Here is an 18,203-nt window from a genome sequence, read left to right on the forward strand (position 1 = left end):
GCTACTTCTCCTGCGTCTTCTTCGGGGTGTCCAGCAGCTCCGGGCGACCGGGCTGCTCGCCGCCGCGCTCCTTGATGTACGTCTCGGTGGGCACCATCACCTTGCGGCGGAACACGCAGACGAGCGTGCCGTCCTGCTTGTAGCCCTTGGTCTCCACGTGGACGATGCCGCGGTCGCTCTTCGACCTGGACGGCGTCTTGTCCAGGACGGTCGTCTCGCCGTAGATCGTGTCGCCGTGGAAGGTCGGCGCCACGTGCTTGAGCGACTCGATCTCCAGGTTGGCGATCGCCTTGCCGGAGACGTCCGGCACGCTCATGCCGAGCAGCAGGGAGTAGATGTAGTTGCCGACGACGACGTTCTTGCCGAAGTCCGTCGTCTTCTCCGCATAGTTCGTGTCCATGTGGAGGGGGTGGTGGTTCATGGTGAGCAGACAGAAGAGGTGGTCGTCGTACTCGGTGACCGTCTTGCCGGGCCAGTGCTTGTACACGGCGCCGACTTCGAACTCTTCGTAGGTGCGGCCGAACTGCATGGTGTTACGCCTCCGGGGCCTCGAACTTGGACGTGCGCCGCATGCCCGCCGCACGGCCCTTTCCGGAGATGACCAGCGCCATCTTCCGGCTCGCCTCGTCGATCATCTCGTCGCCGAGCATCGCCGAGCCCTTCTTGCCGCCCGCCTCGGACGTGTAGTACTCGTACGCGTCCAGGATCAGCTCGGCGTGGTCGAAGTCCTCCTGGGAGGGCGAGAAGATCTCGTTCGACGCCTCCACCTGGCCCGGGTGCAGCACCCACTTGCCGTCGAAGCCGAGCGCCGCGGCGCGCTGCGCGACCTCGCGGTAGCCCTCCACGTTGCGGATCTGGAGGTAGGGGCCGTCGATCGCCTGGAGGTCGTTGGCGCGTGCGGCCATCAGGATCTTCATCAGGATGTAGTGGTAGGCGTCCGCGCCGTAGCCGGGCGGCTGCTCGCCGACGACCAGGGACTTCATGTTGATCGACGCCATGAAGTCGGCCGGGCCGAAGATGATCGTCTCGACGCGCTGGGAGGCCTCGGCGATCGCGTTGACGTTGTTCAGGCCGCGGGCGTTCTCGATCTGCGCCTCGATGCCGATCTTGCCGACCTCGAAGCCCATCGTCTTCTCGATCTGGGTCAGCAGCAGGTCGAGCGCGACGACCTGGTCGGCCGTCTGCACCTTCGGCAGCATGATGCAGTCGAGGTTCTGGCCGGCGCCCTCGACGACGGTCACGACGTCGCGGTACGTCCACTCGGTCGTCCAGTCGTTGACGCGCACGACCCGCGTCTTGCCCGTCCAGTCGCCCTCGTTGAGGAACTTGACGATGGTGTGCCGTGCCTCCGGCTTGGCGAGCGGCGCGCAGGCGTCCTCCAGGTCGAGGAAGACCTGGTCGGCGGGGAGGCCCTGGGCCTTCTCCAGGAAGCGCGGGTTCGAGCCCGGTACCGCCAGACACGAGCGGCGGGGACGCAGACGGTTGATGGGCGCGGTCATGCGGGGACCTCCAGCGGGTCGAGGTTGTTCGCTTTCCGGATCTCGTCGACGATACGGCCGATGATCTCCGTGATGCCGAAGTCCTTGGGCGTGAAGACGGCGGCGACACCCGCACGCTTCAGGTCCTCGGCGTCGGCGTTGGGGATGATGCCACCGACGATCACGGGGATGTCGGTGGCGCCCGCCTCGCGCAGCCGCTCCAGGACGTCGGGCACCAGCTCGGCGTGCGACCCGGAGAGGATCGACAGGCCGACGCAGTGCACGTCCTCGGCGAGCGTGGCGGACACGATCTGCTCCGGGGTGAGCCGGATGCCCTGGTAGACCACCTCGAACCCGGCGTCGCGGGCCCGTACGGCGATCTGCTCGGCGCCGTTGGAGTGCCCGTCAAGGCCCGGCTTGCCGACCAGGAGGCGCAGCCGGCCGCCGAGCTCGTCGGCCGTGCGGTCGACCTTGCGGCGGACCTCGGCCAGCGGCGTGCCCTCCTCGGCGGTCACCGCGACCGGCGCCGACGAGACGCCGGTGGGCGCCCGGAACTCGCCGAACACCTCGCGCAGCGCGCCCGCCCACTCGCCGGTCGTGACCCCGGCGCGGGCGCATTCGAGGGTGGCCTCCATGAGGTTCTCCGTGCCCTCCGCGGCCTCCTTGAGGCGGTCGAGCGCCTGCCGGGTGGTCGGGTAGTGGAACGGGTCGCCCATGCCCTGCCGGTCCGAGGACTCCTGGCGCGTGGTGCGCCAGTCGCCGATCGCCCGGACGACCTTCGCCTCGACGGCGTGGTCCACCGTCATGATCGCGGCGTCCAGGTCGGCGGTGAGCGGGTTCGGCTCGGTGGACGCGTACACGTTCACACCGACGATCTTCTCCTCGCCGCCCTCGATCCGGGCGCGACGCTCGGCGTGCGAGGAGACCAGCTGGGACTTGAGGTAGCCCGACTCGACGGCGGCCATCGCGCCGCCCATCTCCTGGATCCGGTCGATCTCGGCGAACGACTCGGCGATCAGCTCGTCGACCTTCTTCTCGACGACGTGCGAGCCCGCGAAGATGTCCTCGTACTCCAGCAGGTCGCTCTCGTGCGCGAGGACCTGCTGGATGCGCAGGGACCACTGCTGGTCCCAGGGGCGGGGCAGCCCCAGCGCCTCGTTCCAGGCGGGCAGCTGGACGGCGCGTGCGCGGGCGTCCTTGGAGAGGGTGACGGCCAGCATCTCCAGGACGATCCGCTGGACGTTGTTCTCCGGCTGGGCCTCGGTCAGGCCCAGGGAGTTGACCTGCACGCCGTAGCGGAAGCGGCGCTGTTTCGGGTTCTCGATGCCGTACCGCTCGCGCGTGATCCGGTCCCAGATCCGCCCGAACGCCCGCATCTTGCACATCTCCTCGATGAAGCGGACACCCGCGTTCACGAAGAAGGAGATGCGGGCCACGACGTCCCCGAACTTCTCCTCGGGGACCTGCCCTGAATCGCGTACGGCATCGAGAACCGCGATGGCGGTGGACATCGCGTACGCGATCTCCTGGACCGGTGTGGCCCCCGCCTCCTGGAGGTGGTAGCTGCAGATGTTGATCGGGTTCCACTTGGGGATGCGGGCCACCGTATACGTGATCATGTCGGTGGTCAGACGCAGCGAGGGCCCCGGCGGGAAGACGTGCGTCCCGCGCGAGAGGTACTCCTTGACGATGTCGTTCTGCGTCGTCCCCTGGAGCTGGGCGATGTCCGCGCCCTGCTCCTCCGCGACCACCTGATAGAGCGCCAGGAGCCACATGGCGGTGGCGTTGATCGTCATCGAGGTGTTCATCTGGTCCAGGGGGATGTCCTGGAACAGGCGCCGCATGTCACCGAGGTGCGAGACCGGCACGCCGACCCGGCCGACCTCGCCGCGGGCGAGGATGTGGTCGGGGTCGTACCCGGTCTGCGTGGGCAGGTCGAACGCGACCGAGAGGCCCGTCTGCCCCTTGGCGAGGTTGCGACGGTACAGCTCGTTGGACGCCTCCGCCGTGGAGTGACCGGCGTACGTCCGCATGAGCCACGGCCGGTCCTTCTGACGCTCTGTCATGCTCCGCTGCTCCTCGATCGGTTCAGACGTTGCGGAAACGGTTGATGGCGTCGATGTGCTTGGCCCGCAGCTCCGGGTCGCGCACGCCCAGGCCCTCCTCGGGTGCGAGCGCGAGGACGCCGACCTTGCCCTGGTGGGCGTTGCGGTGGACGTCGTGGGCCGCCTGGCCGGTCTCCTCCAGGGAGTAGACCTTGGAGAGCGTGGGGTGGATCTTGCCCTTGGCGATCAGGCGGTTGGCCTCCCACGCCTCGCGGTAGTTGGCGAAGTGCGAGCCGATGATGCGCTTCAGGGACATCCACAGGTAGCGGTTGTCGTACTCGTGCATGTAGCCCGAGGTGGAGGCGCAGGTGGTGATGGTGCCGCCCTTGCGGGTGACGTAGACGCTGGCGCCGAAGGTCTCGCGGCCGGGGTGCTCGAAGACGATGTCGATGTCCTCGCCGCCGGTGAACTCGCGGATGCGCTTGCCGAAGCGCTTCCACTCCTTGGGGTCCTGGGTGCGCTCGTCCTTCCAGAACCTGTAGCCCTCGGCGCTGCGGTCGATGATCGCCTCGGCGCCCATCGAGCGGCAGATGTCCGCCTTCTGCTCGCTGGAGACGACACAGATCGGGTTGGCGCCGCCCGCGAGCGCGAACTGCGTGGCGTAGCTGCCGAGTCCGCCGCTCGCGCCCCAGATCAGGACGTTGTCGCCCTGCTTCATGCCGGCGCCGTTGCGGGAGACCAGCTGGCGGTAGGCGGTGGAGTTCACGAGCCCGGGGGCCGCGGCCTCCTCCCAGCTCAGGTGGCCCGGCTTCGGCATCAGCTGGTTGGACTTGACGAGGGCGATCTCGGCGAGGCCGCCGAAGTTGGTCTCGAAGCCCCAGATGCGCTGCTCGGGGTCGAGCATCGTGTCGTTGTGGCCGTCCGAGGACTCCAGCTCGACGGAGAGGCAGTGCGCGACGACCTCGTCGCCCGGCTTCCAGGAGTTCACGCCGGGGCCGGTGCGCAGGACGACGCCCGCCAGGTCGGAGCCGATGACGTGGTACGGCAGGTCGTGGCGCTTGGTCAGCTCGCTGAGCCGGCCGTAGCGCTCCAGGAAGCCGAAGGTCGACAGCGGCTCGAAGATCGAGGTCCACACCGAGTTGTAGTTGACCGAGGAGGCCATGACGGCCACCAGGGCCTCGCCCGGGCCGAGTTCGGGGACCGGCACCTCGTCGAGGTGGAGGGACTTGCGGGGATCCTTGTCGCGGGTGTCCAGGCCCGCGAACATCTCCGTCTCGTCCTTGTGCACGGTGATCGCGCGGTACGAGTCGGGCAGGGGGAGAGCGGCGAAGTCGGCGGACGTGACCGCGGCGGAGCCGCTCGATGTCACGGTCTGCGACTGAATCGCGTCCAGGATTTCCTTCACGGTTTTGCCTCCGGCGAAGAAGCGCCTGCGGGAGCGCTGTCTTGAGGGTTGCGTCGGGGTGCTGATGGTGCTGTGGAGGTGTGCCGTCGGTTCGGCGAAGGGTGGTGCTCGGCGACGCCTTGGTGGGGCGTGGGAGGTGCCTGTGACGCAGGCGTCCGGGCGCACAAGCCGTGGCTTGAGGGGACAGCCGACGTACGGAGGATCTCTGTACGTCGGCCGCCCGGACAACATCAACGTATGACACCGCGTGCCAACGGGCAAGACACTGAGTGCCATGAGTTTTTGACCGATGATCGATCAGTGCAGGTCAGAGTGGGTGGCGGCACGACTGAGGGGGCGCTACCGGCTGGTAGCGCCCCCTCAAAAGCCGAGGACGAATCGGGTGAAAACCTACCTAGACGAGCTCTCCGAGCATCGCCACGAGCACTCTTCCCGCGCCGTTACGAGCGCTCCCTGAGCGCCTTCTCGATGGTCCGCATGACCTCGTCCAGCGGGGCGTCCGTGCGGGCCACCGTGACGAGGACCTCGCCCTGCGCGGAGGCCGTCGCCGGGACCGAGGCGGGGGAGGCGTCGCGGCCCGCGCCGATGCCGGTGCCGAAGGTGCGGCGGACGATGGCGAAGGCGTGGTCCAGATGGGTCTCCACGTCGCCCTGGCCGCCGGCCCGCAGCCAGCGCCGCAGGACGTGGTTGTGGGCCGTGACGACCGCGGAGGCGGCGACCTCGGCGAGCAACGGGTCGTCGTTGCCGTCGTGGTGCGCCTGCTCGTCGAAGTGGCCCAGGAGGTAGCGGGTGAAGAGCCGCTCGTAGCGGGCCACGGAGGCGATCTCGCGCTCGCGGAGCGTGGGGACCTCGCGGGTCAGGCGGTAGCGCTCCACGGAGACGGAGGGCTGCGCCGCGTACATCTTCATGACTTCCTTGATGCCGCGGCACACGGTGTCGAGCGGGTGCTCGTGCGGCGGCGCCGCGTTCAGCACCGCCTCCGCGCGGATCAGGGTGTCGTCGTGGTCCGGGAAGATCGCCTCTTCCTTGGAGCGGAAGTGCCGGAAGAAGGTCCGGCGGGCGACCCCCGCGGCGGCGGCGATCTCGTCGACCGTCGTCGCCTCGTATCCCTTGGACGCGAAGAGCTCCATGGCCGCCGCCGCCAGCTCGCGGCGCATCTTGAGCCGTTGGGCGGCGGCACGGCTGCCCGCGGCGCTCTCGGGAGCGTCGGCGGATGCGTTGCGTGAGGACTTGGCGGCCTTGGACATGCCATGAACGTACTGCATATGCGCGCCGCGCTGCTCCCGCGGGACGGGGCCGCCCGAGGGTTCGAGCAGCCCGCCCCAGTCCGTACGCCGGCCCAGGAGCCCGTCGGTCGGCTCAGCGCCGGGCATATTCGCGGAAGCCCCGGCCCGTCTTGCGGCCGAGGCAGCCCGCGGCCACCAGGTGTTCGAGGAGCGGCGCCGGGGCCAGGCCCGGGTCGCGGAACTCGCGGTGCAGGACCGTCTCGATGGCCAGCGAGACGTCCAGGCCGACGACGTCCAGGAGCTCGAAGGGGCCCATCGGGTAGCCGCCGCCGAGCTTCATCGCGGCGTCGATGTCGTCGAGCGAGGCGTAGTGCTCCTCGACCATCTTGATCGCGTTGTTGAGGTACGGGAAGAGCAGCGCGTTCACGATGAATCCGGCGCGGTCGCCGCAGTCCACCGGGTGCTTGCGGATCCTCGTGCAGACCTCGCGGACGGTGGCGTGCACGTCGTCCGCGGTCAGCACGGTGCGGACCACCTCGACGAGCTTCATCGCGGGCGCCGGGTTGAAGAAGTGCATGCCGATCACGTCGCGCGGGCGCGCGGTGGCGCGGGCGCAGGCGACGACCGGCAGCGAGGAGGTCGTGGTGGCGAGGATCGCGCCCGGCTTGCAGATCTTGTCCAGCGTCGCGAACAGCTGCTGCTTGACCGCCAGGTCCTCGGCGATGGCCTCCAGTGCCAGATCGACGTCGGCGAACGCCTCGTACGAGCCGGTCGGCGTGATCCGCTCCAGCGTCTGCGCCGCGGCCTCGGCGGTCATCCGGCCCTTGTCGACGGAGCGCGAAAGCGACTTTCCGATACGGGACTTGGCGGTCTGCGCCTTCTCGTCGGTGCGCGCGGCGAGCACCACGTCGTAGCCGGCCTTGGCGAAGACCTCCGCGATGCCCGAGGCCATCGTCCCCGAGCCCGCGACGCCGACCGAGCGGACGGTGCGTCCCCGGGTCCCCTCCGCGTCCTTTCGCGGGGTGAGCGAGTCGGCCACCACGTCCGCGCTGCCCGGCTCGGCGTACGTGTAGAAGCCGCGGCCCGCCTTGCGCCCGGTCAGGCCGGCCTCGCTGAGCTGCTTGAGGATGGGCGCGGGCGCGTGCAGCCGGTCGCGCGACTCGGCGTACATGGCGTCCAGGACCGTGCGGGCGGTGTCCACGCCGATCAGGTCGAGCAGCGCCAGCGGGCCCATCGGCAGGCCGCAGCCCAGCCGCATCGCGGCGTCGATGTCCTCGCGGGAGGCGTACTTCGCCTCGTACATCGCGGCGGCCTGGTTGAGGTAGCCGAAGAGCAGCCCGTCGGCGACGAAGCCGGGCCGGTCGCCGACCGCCACGGGCTCCTTGCCCAGCGCGTACGCCAGCTCGGTGACCGCGGCGACGGCGGCGGGCGCGGTCAGCACGGACGAGACGACCTCGACGAGCTTCATCGCGGGCGCCGGATTGAAGAAGTGCAGGCCGAGGACGCGCTCGGGGCGGGCCGACTCGGCGGCGAGGCGGGTCACGGACAGCGCATTGGTGCCGGTCGCGATGATCGTGTCCGGGCGCACGACCGTGTCGAGCTCGCGGACGATCTGCTGCTTGATCTCGTACGACTCCGGGGCGACCTCGATCACCAGGTCGGCGTCGGCGGCGGCCTGGAGGTCGGTGAAGGTGCGGAAGCGGGCGAGGGCGTCGCGCCTCTCCTCGTCGGTGAGCCGTTCGCGGCGCACCGCGCGGGCTGTGGAGGCCTCCAGGGACGCGACCGCCCGGGTGGCCGCCGCTTGGCTGATGTCGATGCCGATGACCTCGCGGCCCGCACGGGCCAGGACCTCGGCTATGCCGGTGCCCATCGTGCCCAGACCGATGACGGCGACGGTGTTCAAAGGAGCGTCCATGCGAGGACTCCAGGAAAGAGAGTGACGACTGAGGGGCGCACACGGGGACGGCAACGGCCGTACGGCGTGCGGAAGGTGAGGGTGTGTCGTGCCCGGGCGGCGCGCTCGCCGCGCCCGGTGAGGAATCGACCGGCCCTGTCCCGGGGCCACGTCGTACTGAGGTGCCTGGTGCACCGAACCGACCTGCACCCACGACGGCTGCGTCACCAGGCCGTCGTGAGGGAGTGCTAGAGGGGAGTGTGCCCCGCTCACCTGAGATTAACCCGCGAGTAATGAGCGCGCCAGCCCCCGATGTTGCCCGATACCTGTGATCTACGTCGCGACCGCTGGGTAAGGCTTAGGCTCGCGGCCATGGAGCAGGAGTTGCGGACGGTGACGGAACGTTTACGCGGAGAGTCCGGAGGGAGCAAGGAGTACGAGAAGCTGATCGCCACCGACGACCTCGATGAGCTCGCCGAGGTGCTCGTCTCGCCGGGACAGCCCTTGTGGGCCAGGGAGTTGGTGGCCTTCCGGCTCGGGGTGGCCGGCGATCGCCGGGCCTTCGAGTCGCTCGTGCTCCTCCTCAACCACCGCGACCCGCCGCGCTGCGCCGCGGCGGCCTACGCCCTGGCGCGCCTCGGCGACCCCCGCACGGCGCGCGCGGCGGCCGCGCTCGCCACGAACGAACTCCGCGTCGCCTACGCCCTGCACCCGGTGCGGCTGCTGACGGAACTGCGTGCCCCGGAGTCGGTGCCCGCGCTGATCACCACGCTCCAGCGCAGGCTGGCGCCGCACGACCCGTTCGGCAAGATCGCGCTCGCGTGCGTGGAGGGGCTCGGGGCGCTGGGGGACGGGCGGGCGAGGCCGGTCCTGATGACGGCGCGGGCCCACCCCCGACTGGCCGCGGCGGCCTCGGCGGCGCTGGCGCGGCTGCCGGAGTGAGCCGCGGGGCGCGTGCGGCTCAGGCGGGGTGGGGCGGTCGGCGCAGGGGGAGTTCACAGCGGATCTCGGGTACGGGCACGCCGTCCACCTCGTCCGGTGCGCGGGCGCCGTCCGGACCGAAGCCCGCGCGGTCGTAGAAGCGACGGGCGCGCGTGTTGCCCTCGACGACCCACAGCCGCAGCCGGCCGTGCCCGGCGGCCGCGCAGCGCGCCACGCACTCCTGGACCAGGGCCCGGCCCACGCCCGTGGAGTAATGCTCCGGGTGGGCGTACAGCGCGTACAACTCGGCCTCGCCCGGCGGGACGTCGGCGTCGCGCGACGGGCCGAAGCTCACCCAGCCGACGACCCGCCCGGCGCGCTCCGCGACCAGGTCCACCGTCCGTCCCGGGCCCCGCGCGAACCGCTCGCGCTGCCACGCCGCGCCCTCCTCGACGTCGAGCGCGTCCAGGAACGGCTGCGGCATCAGCCCGGCGTACGCCGACTGCCAGCCGAGGACGCGGAGTTCGGCGACGGACGTGCAGTCGCCCTCGGTCATCGTCCGTACGTGCAGGCCGGGCATCTACTCGGCCACCACCGCGAACGCCTCGATCTCCATCAGGAACTGCGGGCCGACCAGTGAGGCCACCTGCACCGCGGAGGACGCGGGGAGCCGCTCGGGGTCGAGGAAGGCGTCCCGCGCGGCGCGCACGGCGGACATGTGCGCCATGTCCGTCACGAAGTACGTGAGCTTCACGACGTCGTCGAAGGTCGCGCCGGCCGCCGCGAGGCAGCGGCGCAGGTTCTCGAAGACCTGACGGGCCTGCGCCGCCGCGTCGCCCTCGCCGACCAGCCTGCCGTCCTCGTCCAGGGACAACTGCCCCGAGACGGCGACGAACCGGCCGGTGCCCATCACGACGTGCGTGTACGCGGTGGCGGGGGCGACGCCCTCGGGGGCGCTGATGTGCGTGAGTCGGCTCATGTCCCCATGATGGATCATGCCGCTGACAGCGCCCGCCTACAGCAGCGTGAGCTGGGTGGGGCCGGTCGCGGGGACCGGATCCTCGGGCGGGCGGATCCGTCGCGCGGTGCCCGCACGCGTGGGCCCGATGCCGAACTCCTCGGCCAGCTCGTGCACATGGCGGGTGACGCGGCGCTGGTACCACTTCGGGGCGTAGGCCCCCTCCGCGTACAACCGCTCGTAGCGCCCTACGAGGTGGGGGTGGTGCTGCCCGAGCCAGGCCATGAACCACTCGCGGGCCCCCGGCCGCAGATGCAGCACGAGCGGTGTCACGGAGGTGGCGCCCGAGGCGGCGATGGCCCGCACCGTGGCGCGCAGCTGGTCGGGGTGGTCGCCGAGGAAGGGGATGACGGGCGCCATCAGGACGCCGCAGCCGATGCCGTGCTCGGTCAGGGTGCGCACGACGTCCAGGCGGCGCTCCGGGGCGGGCGTGCCCGGCTCGACCGTGCGCCACAGCTCGTGGTCGGTGAAGCCGACCGACACGGAGATCCCCACGTCGGTCACCGCGGCCGCCTGCCGCAGCAGGTCGAGGTCGCGCAGGATCAGCGTGCCCTTGGTCAGGATCGAGAAGGGGTTGCCGCGGTCGCGCAGCGCCCCGATGATCCCCGGCATCAGGCGGTAGCGGCCCTCCGCGCGCTGATAGCAGTCCACGTTCGTGCCCATGGCGACGTGGTCGCCGTGCCAGCGGGGCGAGGCGAGCTGGCGCCGCAGCACCTCGGCCGCGTTGACCTTGACGACGATCTGGCTGTCGAAGTCCAGGCCGGTGTCCAGGTCGAGGTAGCTGTGCGTCTTGCGCGCGAAACAGTAGACGCACGCGTGCGTGCAGCCCCGGTAGGGGTTGACCGTCCATTCGAACGGCATCCGGGAAGCGCCCGGCACGCGGTTCAGGACCGACCTGGCCCGGATCTCGTGGAAGGTGATCCCCCGGAACTCGGGGGTGTCGAACGTTCTCGTACGCACCGCGTCCGCGCCGAACAGGGCGGCATCGGCGGTGCCCGGGCGCGGCCCGTCGGAGAGGTTCTCCCAGCGCATGACGCCTCCTCGGTAGCTCTGGCCACAGAATAGAACACATGTTCCCTTGATCGTGCGAGGGCCACCGCCGTGCCGCCCCGGCGGGCGATGCATGATCTGAGGCATGCTCGTCGAGTCCCTCTCCGTCGGCGCCCTGATCGTGGTCCTGGTCTGCGCCGTCGTCCGTCCCTTCCGCTGGCCCGAGGCCGCCTTCGCCGTGCCGGCCGCCGGTGTCGTGATCGCGGCCGGGGCGATCCCGCTCGACGACGTGCGCGAGGAGGCCGCGCGGCTCGGTCCCGTGATCGGGTTCCTCGCCGCCGTCCTGGTCCTCGCCAAGCTCTGCGCCGACGAAGGGCTCTTCCGGGCCTGCGGCACCTGGATGGCGCGGTGGGCGGCGGGGCGGCCCCGGCGGCTGCTCACCGCCGTCTTCGGACTCGCCTCGGTGATCACCGCGGCGCTCAGCCTGGACGCCACCGTGGTCCTGCTGACCCCGGTCGTCTTCGCCACGGCCGCGCGCATGGGCGCCCGGCCCAAGCCGCACGTCTACGCCGCCGCCCACCTGTCCAACACCGCGTCCCTGCTGCTGCCGGTCTCCAACCTCACGAACCTCCTCGCGTTCACCGCGACCGGCCTGAGCTTCACGCGCTTCGCGCTGCTCATGACGCTGCCCTGGCTGGTCGCCGTCGCGGTCGAGTACGCCGTCTTCCGGCGGTTCTTCGCCGCCGACCTGGACGCGCCCGCCGAGGGCGTCGAGACCGCCGAGCCGCCCCGGATGCCGCTGTTCGCGCTGGTCACCGTCGCCGCCACGCTCGCCGGGTTCGCGGTGGCCTCCGCCGCCGGCGTCGACCCGGCCTGGGCCGCCGCGGCGGGGGCGGCCGTGCTCGCCGTGCGCGCCCTCGTGCGCCGCCGCACGACGCCGGTGGCGATCCTGCGCTCGGCCTCGCTGCCGTTCCTCGCCTTCGTCCTCGCCCTCGGCGTCGTCGTCAGGGCCGTCGTCGACAACGGCCTCGGCGACGCCCTGGGGCGGGTCCTGCCCGACGGCACCGCCCTGCCCGCGCTGCTGGGCACCGCCGCCGTCGCCGCGCTGCTCGCCAACCTGATCAACAACCTGCCCGCCGTGCTCGCCCTGGTCCCGCTGGCCGCGCCCTCCGGCCCCGGCGCCGTCCTCGCGGTGCTGCTCGGCGTGAACATCGGACCCAACCTCACCTACGCGGGATCCCTCGCCACCCTCCTGTGGCGCCGCATCGCCCACCAGCACGAACACGACGTCGACCTGCGGGAGTTCACCCGCCTCGGACTGCTCACCACCCCCGCCGCACTCCTCCTGTCGACCCTCGCGCTCTGGGTCTCGCTGCGCCTGCTGCCCGCGTGAACCCGCCGGTGGGCGCGCCTTTCACCCGGGACCCGATTTGGGCGGCCGGTATGCCGGGTGGTTGGCTTTCCGTGAACCCCTGAGACACCAAGTGCTGGAGGAAGTGCAATGGCGCAGGTCGAGGCGACCACGGAGCGGATCATCGCGGCGAAGCCGGACGACGTCTTCGACGCGCTGGCCGACTACAACGGCACGCGCGAGAAGCTCCTTTCGGAGCACTTCAGCGAGTACGAGGTGCGGGAGGGCGGCGACGGCGAGGGCACCCTCGTCCACTGGAAGCTCCAGGCCACCAGCAAGCGGATCCGCGACTGCCTGCTGGAGGTCAGCGAGCCCACCGACGGCGAACTCGTCGAGAAGGACCGCAACTCCTCGATGGTCACGACCTGGCGCGTGACCCCGGCCGGTGAGGGCAAGGCCCGCGTGGTCGTCTCCACCGTGTGGAACGGCGCGGGCGGCATCGGCGGCTTCTTCGAGAAGACGTTCGCGCCCAAGGGGCTCGGGCGGATCTACGACGCCGTCCTCGGCAGGCTCGCCGCCGAGCTGGAGAAGTAGCCCCACCGGGAGCGGCAGGCCGGTCCGTCGGTCTGCCAACTCCCGCGTAGCCCATCAGGGTTGTTGTCACGCTCACCGTTTCGAGTGGTTTTCTGCTCGGCTCCGATGTGCGCCCCAGCGCTCCGACCGGCACTTACGCCGTACAAGGCCGCTGTGGACACCGCTCGTCGCGCTTGCTCCCAGTTGTCGCGTAATGCGAGAAATGGGCGGCCGCAGGCGCGACGAGGGGAGCAGTACGTGGGCGGGACGACGCTGGTGAAGGTCGCCGAGCAGGACGGCGCGGTGGCCGAGGCGCCGCCGGAGCCGGCGGACCGTGGGGCGGGCCAGGCGCCGCCACCGGCCCCGGAGCCGACGATGGAAGGGCTCAGTCCCAGCCGCGTCCGGATGGTCTTCGTCGGGCTGATGCTCGCCCTGCTGCTCGCCGCCCTGGAGCAGATGATCGTCGCCACCGCGCTCCCGAAGATCGTCGGTGAGCTGCACGGCCTGGACAAGATGTCCTGGGCGATCACCGCCTATCTGCTCACCGCGACCATCGGTCTGCCGATCTACGGCAAGCTCGGCGACCTCTTCGGACGCAAGGGCGTCTTCCAGTTCGCGATCGTCGTCTTCATCATCGGCTCGGCGCTCGCCGGCTGGTCGCGGACGATGGACCAGCTCATCGCCTTCCGCGCGATCCAGGGCGTCGGCGCGGGCGGCCTCATGATCGGCGTGCAGGCGATCATCGCGGACATCGTGCCGCCCCGGGAGCGCGGCCGCTACATGGGCCTGATCGGCGCCGCGTTCGGCCTCGCCTCGGTCGCGGGCCCGCTGCTCGGCGGCTTCTTCACCGACCACGCGTCCTGGCGCTGGTGCTTCTACTTCAACGTGCCGTTCGGGCTCGTGACCCTGCTCGTCGTCACGCTCGTCCTGAAGCTGCCCAAGCCCACCGCCAAGGCCCGGCTCGACGTGCTCGGCGCGGTCCTGCTCGCCGCCGCCTCCACCTGCCTGGTGCTGCTGACCAGCTGGGGCGGCACCGAGTACGCGTGGGGCGACCGCGTCATCCTCGGGCTCGGCGCCGGGGCCGTCGTCGCGAGCGTGCTCTTCCTGATCGTCGAGAGGTTCGCGGCAGAACCGATCATTCCGCTGCACCTCTTCAAGGACGCGGTCTTCAACCTCACCTCACTGGTGGGCATGGTCGTCGGTGTCGCCCTCTTCGGCGCGGCCAGCTATCTGCCGACCTTCCTGCAGATGGTCGACGGCGCGAGCGCGACCGAGTCCGGCCTCCTCATGCTGCCGATGATGGGCGGCGTCGTCGGCGCCTCGATCATCTCCGGCCAGCTCATCAGCCGCACCGGCCGCTATCGGATCTACCCCATCCTCGGCGGGGCCCTGTCCGTCGTCGGCATGTGGCTGCTCTCGCACCTCGAGGTCGACACGCCCCGCTGGCAGTACAGCGTCTGGATGGGCGTCCTCGGCGCCGGCATCGGCCTGGTCATGCCCGTCCTGATCCTCGCCGTGCAGAACGCGGTGCCCCCCTCCGACCTGGGCACCGCCACCAGCGCCCACAACTACTTCCGGCAGATCGGCGGCAGCGTGGGCGCCGCGATCTTCGGCACGCTGCTCGCCGACCGGCTCGCCGACGCGCTCCGGGACCGGCTCCCCGCCGGGGCGGGCACCGACGGGTCGCTGCCCGACCCCGAGTCCATCACCCCGCAGCTCGTCCACACGCTGCCCGCCCCGCTGCGCGACGGCTACATCCAGGCCTATGCCGACGCGATGCCGCGGATCTTCTTCTACCTGGTGCCGGTGCTCGTCCTCGGCATGCTGCTCGCCTTCTTCCTCAAGGAGACCCCCCTGTTGTCCAGCGCCGCCTCCCACAACGCACCCACCGCAGAGCCCGCCCCGGTGCCCCAGGCCCGTACGGCGTCGTACGCCGCCGGGGTCCCGGTCTGCGGCACCGTCCAGCACCCCGACGGCACCGTGGTGCCCCGCGCCGCCCTCACCCTCATCGACGTGGCAGGACAGCAGATCGGGCGCGGCGCGAGCGGCGACGACGGGCGGTACGCACTGGCCACGCCGGGTGCGGGGTCGTTCGTGCTGATCGCGGCCGCCGGCGGGCACCAGCCGCAGGCCGTCACCGTCACCGTCGGCGAGCGGCCCGTCGAGCTCGACGTGGTGCTCGGCGGCGCGGGACGCCTCGCGGGCGCCGTCCTGACCGCCGACGGAACACCCGTCAGGGACGCCGCCGTCACCCTCACCGACGTGCGCGGGGAAGTCGTCGCGACGACCCGCAGCGGGCGCGAGGGCAGCTATGTCATCACCGAGCTGGTGGCCGGCGAGTACACCCTCGCGGCGAGCGCCCCCGCCTACCGGCCCGCCGCGCTGCCCGTCAGCGTGCAGGCCTCGCGCGAGACCCGCCAGGACGTGGAGCTCGCGGGCGGCGCCGTGCTGCGGGGCACCGTGCGGGCCAGCGGCGGGCGGCCCGTCGAGGACGCGCGCGTGACGCTGCTCGACGCGGCGGGCAACGTCGTGGACACCCTGACCACGGGCACGGACGGCACCTTCCGCTTCGTCGACCTCTCGTCCGGCGAGTACACGGTCATCGCCGCGGGCTACCCGCCGGTCGCCACCGTCCTCCAGGTCGCGGGCGGCGGCCGCACGGAGCGGGATCTCCAGCTCGGTCACGAGGACTGAGACTCCCGGCGAAGGGGGCGTGCGCCGGTGCCCCGCCCCATGGCCAATTTCCCGCATTGCCCCGCACGGCAACCGGCCACGGTCGTAACGTGGTTGGTGGCGGCCCAGATCTTGCGCTGCCGCGGAAGGAGCGGGGCCATGGATCGAGGCACTCCGGGCGGGCCGGTGACGCAGAGTGCCGCGGCCGGGCGCATTCCCCTGGCCGTGGTCGTCGTCGACGGCGCCGGTCTCGTCTCGCACTGGAGCGCCGGGGCGCGCCGCCTCTTCGGGGAGGACAAGGAACAGGCCGTCGGCCGTCCCGTCGGCGATCTGCTCCCGGTGCACGGCGCCCTCCCCGAGGACCGCGAGCCCTATGGGGCGTACGACGGACTCGGCCCCGACCTGGAGACCTCCCTCGACGGCCGCATCTGCTACCCGGCCGCGGGCCGCGCCCGCCTCACGGGGCCGGGACAGAGCCGCGAGAGCGGCCGGGTCGACGTGCTCTGGTGGGCGTATCCGCTGGTCGGGCCGGGACCGGAGCGGCTGCTCGTGCTCGCCGCCGACACCGCGGGACTGACCGTGGCCGCGGAGCCGGGGGGCGAGCGGGACGACGGGGGCGAGCAGGTCGAGCGGATCGTGCCCGGCTTCGCCCTGCACACGGACTTCCCCGGCGCCGAGGACCTCGCGGCCCGGCTCCCCGAGATCCTGCCGAGCATGAGCGTCGGCGAGAGCTCCCGCATCGTCGCCCAGATCCTCGAACTGGGCTATCCCGTGCTGGAGTTCAGCAGGCACGACCGCGTGCCCGTCACGCCCGACTGGGGCGTGGCCCGCCGTGTCGAGCGCAAGGAGCGCAGGCGGCGCGCCGCGCTGGCCGCCGCCCAGGGGCTGCCGGCGCCGGCCGAGGAGGCCGCCGCCGACGACGAGGGCGAGGACCTGGAGTACGCCGCGGTGCGCGAGCGCCTGGAGTTCCTCAACGAGGTCAGCGGGCGCATCGGTTCCTCGCTCGACCTGTCGCGGACGATCCTGGAGGTCAGCAGGGCGGTCGTGCCGCGCTTCACGGACGTGGCGGGCACGTATCTGCGCGAACAGGTCGTCGCCGGCGAGGGGTTCCCCGAGGGCGTGCCGGACGAGACCACGCTGTGGCACCGGGTCGCCGTCGAGCACACCGACGAGCCGGGCCGCTGGGACGACGTGGTGCCGGTCGGCGAGTCCATGCCGTTCCCCGCGCACACGCCGTTCTTCCAGTGCATGACCTCGGGCGATCCGGTGCTCGTGCCGCGCATCACCGAGGAGATGGGCAACGCCATCGCCTCGCAGTTCGAGAAGCGGGACATCCGGCCGCTGATCAACCACCGCTCGATGCTCGTCGTCCCGCTCAAGGCGCGCAACGTGGTGCTCGGCTTCATGATCCTGCTCCGCCACCGGGAGCGGCCGGTCTTCAACGACATGGACCGCGTCACCGGCGCCGAACTGGCCGCCCGCGCGGGCCTCGTGCTCGACAACGCCCGCATGTACACGTATCAGGAGAGCGTCGCCGACACCCTCCAGGACAGCATGCTGCCGCACATCCGACCCCGCATGTCCGGCTGCGACATCGCCACCCGCTATCTGCCCGGCACGCTCCTCGGCCGGGTGGGCGGCGACTGGTTCGACTCGGTCAAACTCCCCGGTTCGCGGACCGCGCTCGTCGTCGGCGACGTCATGGGGCACGGCCTCAACTCGGCCGCGATGATGGGCCAGTTGCGCACCGCCGTGCAGACCATGGCCGCTCTCGACCTGCCGCCCGAACAGCTCCTGCGCAACCTCGACGACCTCGCGCAGCGCCTCGGCGAGCACTACCTGGCGACCTGTCTGTACGCGGTCTACGACCCGATCGCGAGCGAGCTGCACCTGGCCAACGCGGGCCACATCCCGCCCGTCCTGGTGCGCGCCGAGGACGGCCGCAGCGAACTCCTCGACCTGCCCACCGGGGCGCCCATCGGGGTCGGCGGTGTGCCCTTCGAGTCGGTCCTGCTGCGGGTCGCGCCCGGCGACCGGCTGCTGATGTGCACCGACGGGCTCGTCGAGGTCCGCGGCGAGGACATCGGCGTCGGCCTCGCCACGCTTACCGAGTCCGCCGCGCACCCCGCCGCCTCGATGGACGACGCCTGCGACACGATCATCCGGGCGCTCAACACCCAGGGCGGACGCAAGGACGACGTGGCGCTCCTCATGGCCAGGCTCAACGGCATCGCGGACAAGGACGTCGCGCACCGGCGGCTCGTCCCCGACCCGAGCGAGGTGGGCCGGGCCCGCGCACTGGTGCGCCAACAGCTGGGCGCCTGGTCGCTCCAGGCCCTGAGCGACACCGCCGAGCTACTGGTCAGCGAGCTGGTCACCAACGTCGTGCGGCACTCCCGCAGCGGCCGGGTCGATGTGCGGCTGGTCCGCTCGGGGACGCTCCTGTGCGAGGTCGAGGACGACGACCCGACGCTGCCGACGCTGCTCGGCGCGGGCGGCGGCGACGAGTTCGGGCGCGGCATGCGCGTCGTGAGCTCCCTGGCGAAGGAGTGGGGGACGAGCCGGACGAGGGCGGGCAAGACCGTGTGGTTCGAACTGGCGTTGCCGCGTAGCTGAGGAGCCGCCGAAG

At 71.5% G+C, this 18,203-nt stretch carries 14 protein-coding genes; 5 read left to right on the forward strand and 9 right to left on the reverse strand.

The genetic code is table 11. The features are described 5' to 3' along the window. Position 1 precedes the first annotated feature (1 nt). The 6 genes from AB0L89_RS29480 to AB0L89_RS29505 form a co-directional block, all read right to left on the reverse strand. Positions 2-529: a MaoC family dehydratase gene (locus tag AB0L89_RS29480; RefSeq protein ID WP_365147331.1), complete on the reverse strand. Its 528-nt coding sequence runs from the start codon at positions 527-529 to the stop codon at positions 2-4. Positions 530-533: 4 nt separating this feature from the next. After that, on the reverse strand, positions 534-1,499 hold the full coding sequence (locus tag AB0L89_RS29485) for a CoA ester lyase (RefSeq protein WP_365147334.1): 966 nt from the start codon (positions 1,497-1,499) through the stop codon (positions 534-536). Next, on the reverse strand, positions 1,496-3,544 hold the full coding sequence (locus tag AB0L89_RS29490; RefSeq protein WP_365147337.1) for a protein meaA: 2,049 nt from the start codon (positions 3,542-3,544) through the stop codon (positions 1,496-1,498). Before AB0L89_RS29490 ends, AB0L89_RS29485 begins: the two co-directional genes overlap by 4 nt. A 22-nt stretch (positions 3,545-3,566) precedes the next feature. Next, positions 3,567-4,892 carry a crotonyl-CoA carboxylase/reductase gene (ccrA, locus tag AB0L89_RS29495; protein ID WP_365147873.1) on the reverse strand — a complete coding sequence of 442 codons (1,326 nt, stop codon included), beginning with the start codon at positions 4,890-4,892 and terminating at the stop codon, positions 3,567-3,569. A 476-nt stretch (positions 4,893-5,368) separates the two neighbouring features. After that, positions 5,369-6,193, reverse strand: coding sequence for a TetR family transcriptional regulator (locus AB0L89_RS29500; RefSeq protein WP_365147876.1), 825 nt, complete (start codon positions 6,191-6,193; stop codon positions 5,369-5,371). 94 nt (positions 6,194-6,287) lie between these two features. Continuing rightward, the gene (locus AB0L89_RS29505; RefSeq protein ID WP_365147339.1) at positions 6,288-8,069 is read right to left on the reverse strand and encodes a 3-hydroxybutyryl-CoA dehydrogenase; all 1,782 of its coding nucleotides are present in this window, start codon (positions 8,067-8,069) and stop codon (positions 6,288-6,290) included. A gap of 351 nt (positions 8,070-8,420) precedes the next feature. On the opposite strand from AB0L89_RS29505, the gene AB0L89_RS29510 reads away from it, so the two are divergent. Continuing rightward, positions 8,421-8,990, forward strand: a complete 570-nt coding sequence (locus tag AB0L89_RS29510; RefSeq protein ID WP_365147342.1) for an adenylosuccinate lyase — start codon at positions 8,421-8,423, stop codon at positions 8,988-8,990. 19 nt (positions 8,991-9,009) lie between these two features. Here the strand turns inward: AB0L89_RS29510 and AB0L89_RS29515 are convergent, their stop codons facing one another. From AB0L89_RS29515 to AB0L89_RS29525, 3 genes are read right to left on the reverse strand one after another with little or no spacing between them, the layout of a single operon-like run. Further along, positions 9,010-9,549 (reverse strand): GNAT family N-acetyltransferase, encoded by a 540-nt coding sequence (locus AB0L89_RS29515; protein ID WP_365147345.1) that lies wholly within the window; start codon positions 9,547-9,549, stop codon positions 9,010-9,012. Continuing rightward, positions 9,550-9,948 (reverse strand): RidA family protein, encoded by a 399-nt coding sequence (locus AB0L89_RS29520; RefSeq protein ID WP_365147348.1) that lies wholly within the window; start codon positions 9,946-9,948, stop codon positions 9,550-9,552. Positions 9,949-9,984: 36 nt separating this feature from the next. Next, positions 9,985-11,019, reverse strand: coding sequence for an Rv2578c family radical SAM protein (locus tag AB0L89_RS29525; protein ID WP_365147351.1), 1,035 nt, complete (start codon positions 11,017-11,019; stop codon positions 9,985-9,987). Positions 11,020-11,122: 103 nt separating this feature from the next. On the opposite strand from AB0L89_RS29525, the gene AB0L89_RS29530 reads away from it, so the two are divergent. The 4 genes from AB0L89_RS29530 to AB0L89_RS29545 all read left to right on the forward strand — a co-directional run bounded on the left by AB0L89_RS29530 (position 11,123) and on the right by AB0L89_RS29545 (position 18,190). Beyond that, positions 11,123-12,370: an SLC13 family permease gene (locus tag AB0L89_RS29530; protein ID WP_365147354.1), complete on the forward strand. Its 1,248-nt coding sequence runs from the start codon at positions 11,123-11,125 to the stop codon at positions 12,368-12,370. 108 nt (positions 12,371-12,478) lie between these two features. Continuing rightward, complete coding sequence (locus tag AB0L89_RS29535; RefSeq protein ID WP_365147357.1) at positions 12,479-12,922, forward strand: SRPBCC family protein; 444 nt, start codon at positions 12,479-12,481, stop codon at positions 12,920-12,922. A 237-nt stretch (positions 12,923-13,159) separates the two neighbouring features. Continuing rightward, positions 13,160-15,595, forward strand: coding sequence for an MFS transporter (locus AB0L89_RS29540; RefSeq protein ID WP_365147360.1), 2,436 nt, complete (start codon positions 13,160-13,162; stop codon positions 15,593-15,595). Between the two features lie 138 nt (positions 15,596-15,733). Continuing rightward, the gene (locus AB0L89_RS29545) at positions 15,734-18,190 is read left to right on the forward strand and encodes a SpoIIE family protein phosphatase (protein ID WP_365147363.1); all 2,457 of its coding nucleotides are present in this window, start codon (positions 15,734-15,736) and stop codon (positions 18,188-18,190) included. The last annotated feature ends 13 nt before the right edge of the window (positions 18,191-18,203 follow it).

Origin of the sequence: Streptomyces sp. NPDC052114 (assembly GCF_040680155.1) — a bacterium.
Lineage (GTDB): Bacteria > Actinomycetota > Actinomycetes > Streptomycetales > Streptomycetaceae > Streptomyces.

Coding starts and splice junctions, on each gene's coding strand:
- AB0L89_RS29515 (WP_365147345.1), bottom strand. CDS start 9,549: ATGCCCGGCCTGCACGTACGGACGATGACCGAGGGCGACTGCACGTCC.
- AB0L89_RS29535 (WP_365147357.1), top strand. CDS start 12,479: ATGGCGCAGGTCGAGGCGACCACGGAGCGGATCATCGCGGCGAAGCCG.
- AB0L89_RS29490 (WP_365147337.1), bottom strand. CDS start 3,544: ATGACAGAGCGTCAGAAGGACCGGCCGTGGCTCATGCGGACGTACGCC.
- AB0L89_RS29520 (WP_365147348.1), bottom strand. CDS start 9,948: ATGAGCCGACTCACGCACATCAGCGCCCCCGAGGGCGTCGCCCCCGCC.
- AB0L89_RS29545 (WP_365147363.1), top strand. CDS start 15,734: ATGGATCGAGGCACTCCGGGCGGGCCGGTGACGCAGAGTGCCGCGGCC.
- AB0L89_RS29510 (WP_365147342.1), top strand. CDS start 8,421: ATGGAGCAGGAGTTGCGGACGGTGACGGAACGTTTACGCGGAGAGTCC.
- AB0L89_RS29530 (WP_365147354.1), top strand. CDS start 11,123: ATGCTCGTCGAGTCCCTCTCCGTCGGCGCCCTGATCGTGGTCCTGGTC.
- AB0L89_RS29485 (WP_365147334.1), bottom strand. CDS start 1,499: ATGACCGCGCCCATCAACCGTCTGCGTCCCCGCCGCTCGTGTCTGGCG.
- AB0L89_RS29525 (WP_365147351.1), bottom strand. CDS start 11,019: ATGCGCTGGGAGAACCTCTCCGACGGGCCGCGCCCGGGCACCGCCGAT.
- AB0L89_RS29505 (WP_365147339.1), bottom strand. CDS start 8,069: ATGGACGCTCCTTTGAACACCGTCGCCGTCATCGGTCTGGGCACGATG.
- AB0L89_RS29500 (WP_365147876.1), bottom strand. CDS start 6,193: ATGCAGTACGTTCATGGCATGTCCAAGGCCGCCAAGTCCTCACGCAAC.
- AB0L89_RS29480 (WP_365147331.1), bottom strand. CDS start 529: ATGCAGTTCGGCCGCACCTACGAAGAGTTCGAAGTCGGCGCCGTGTAC.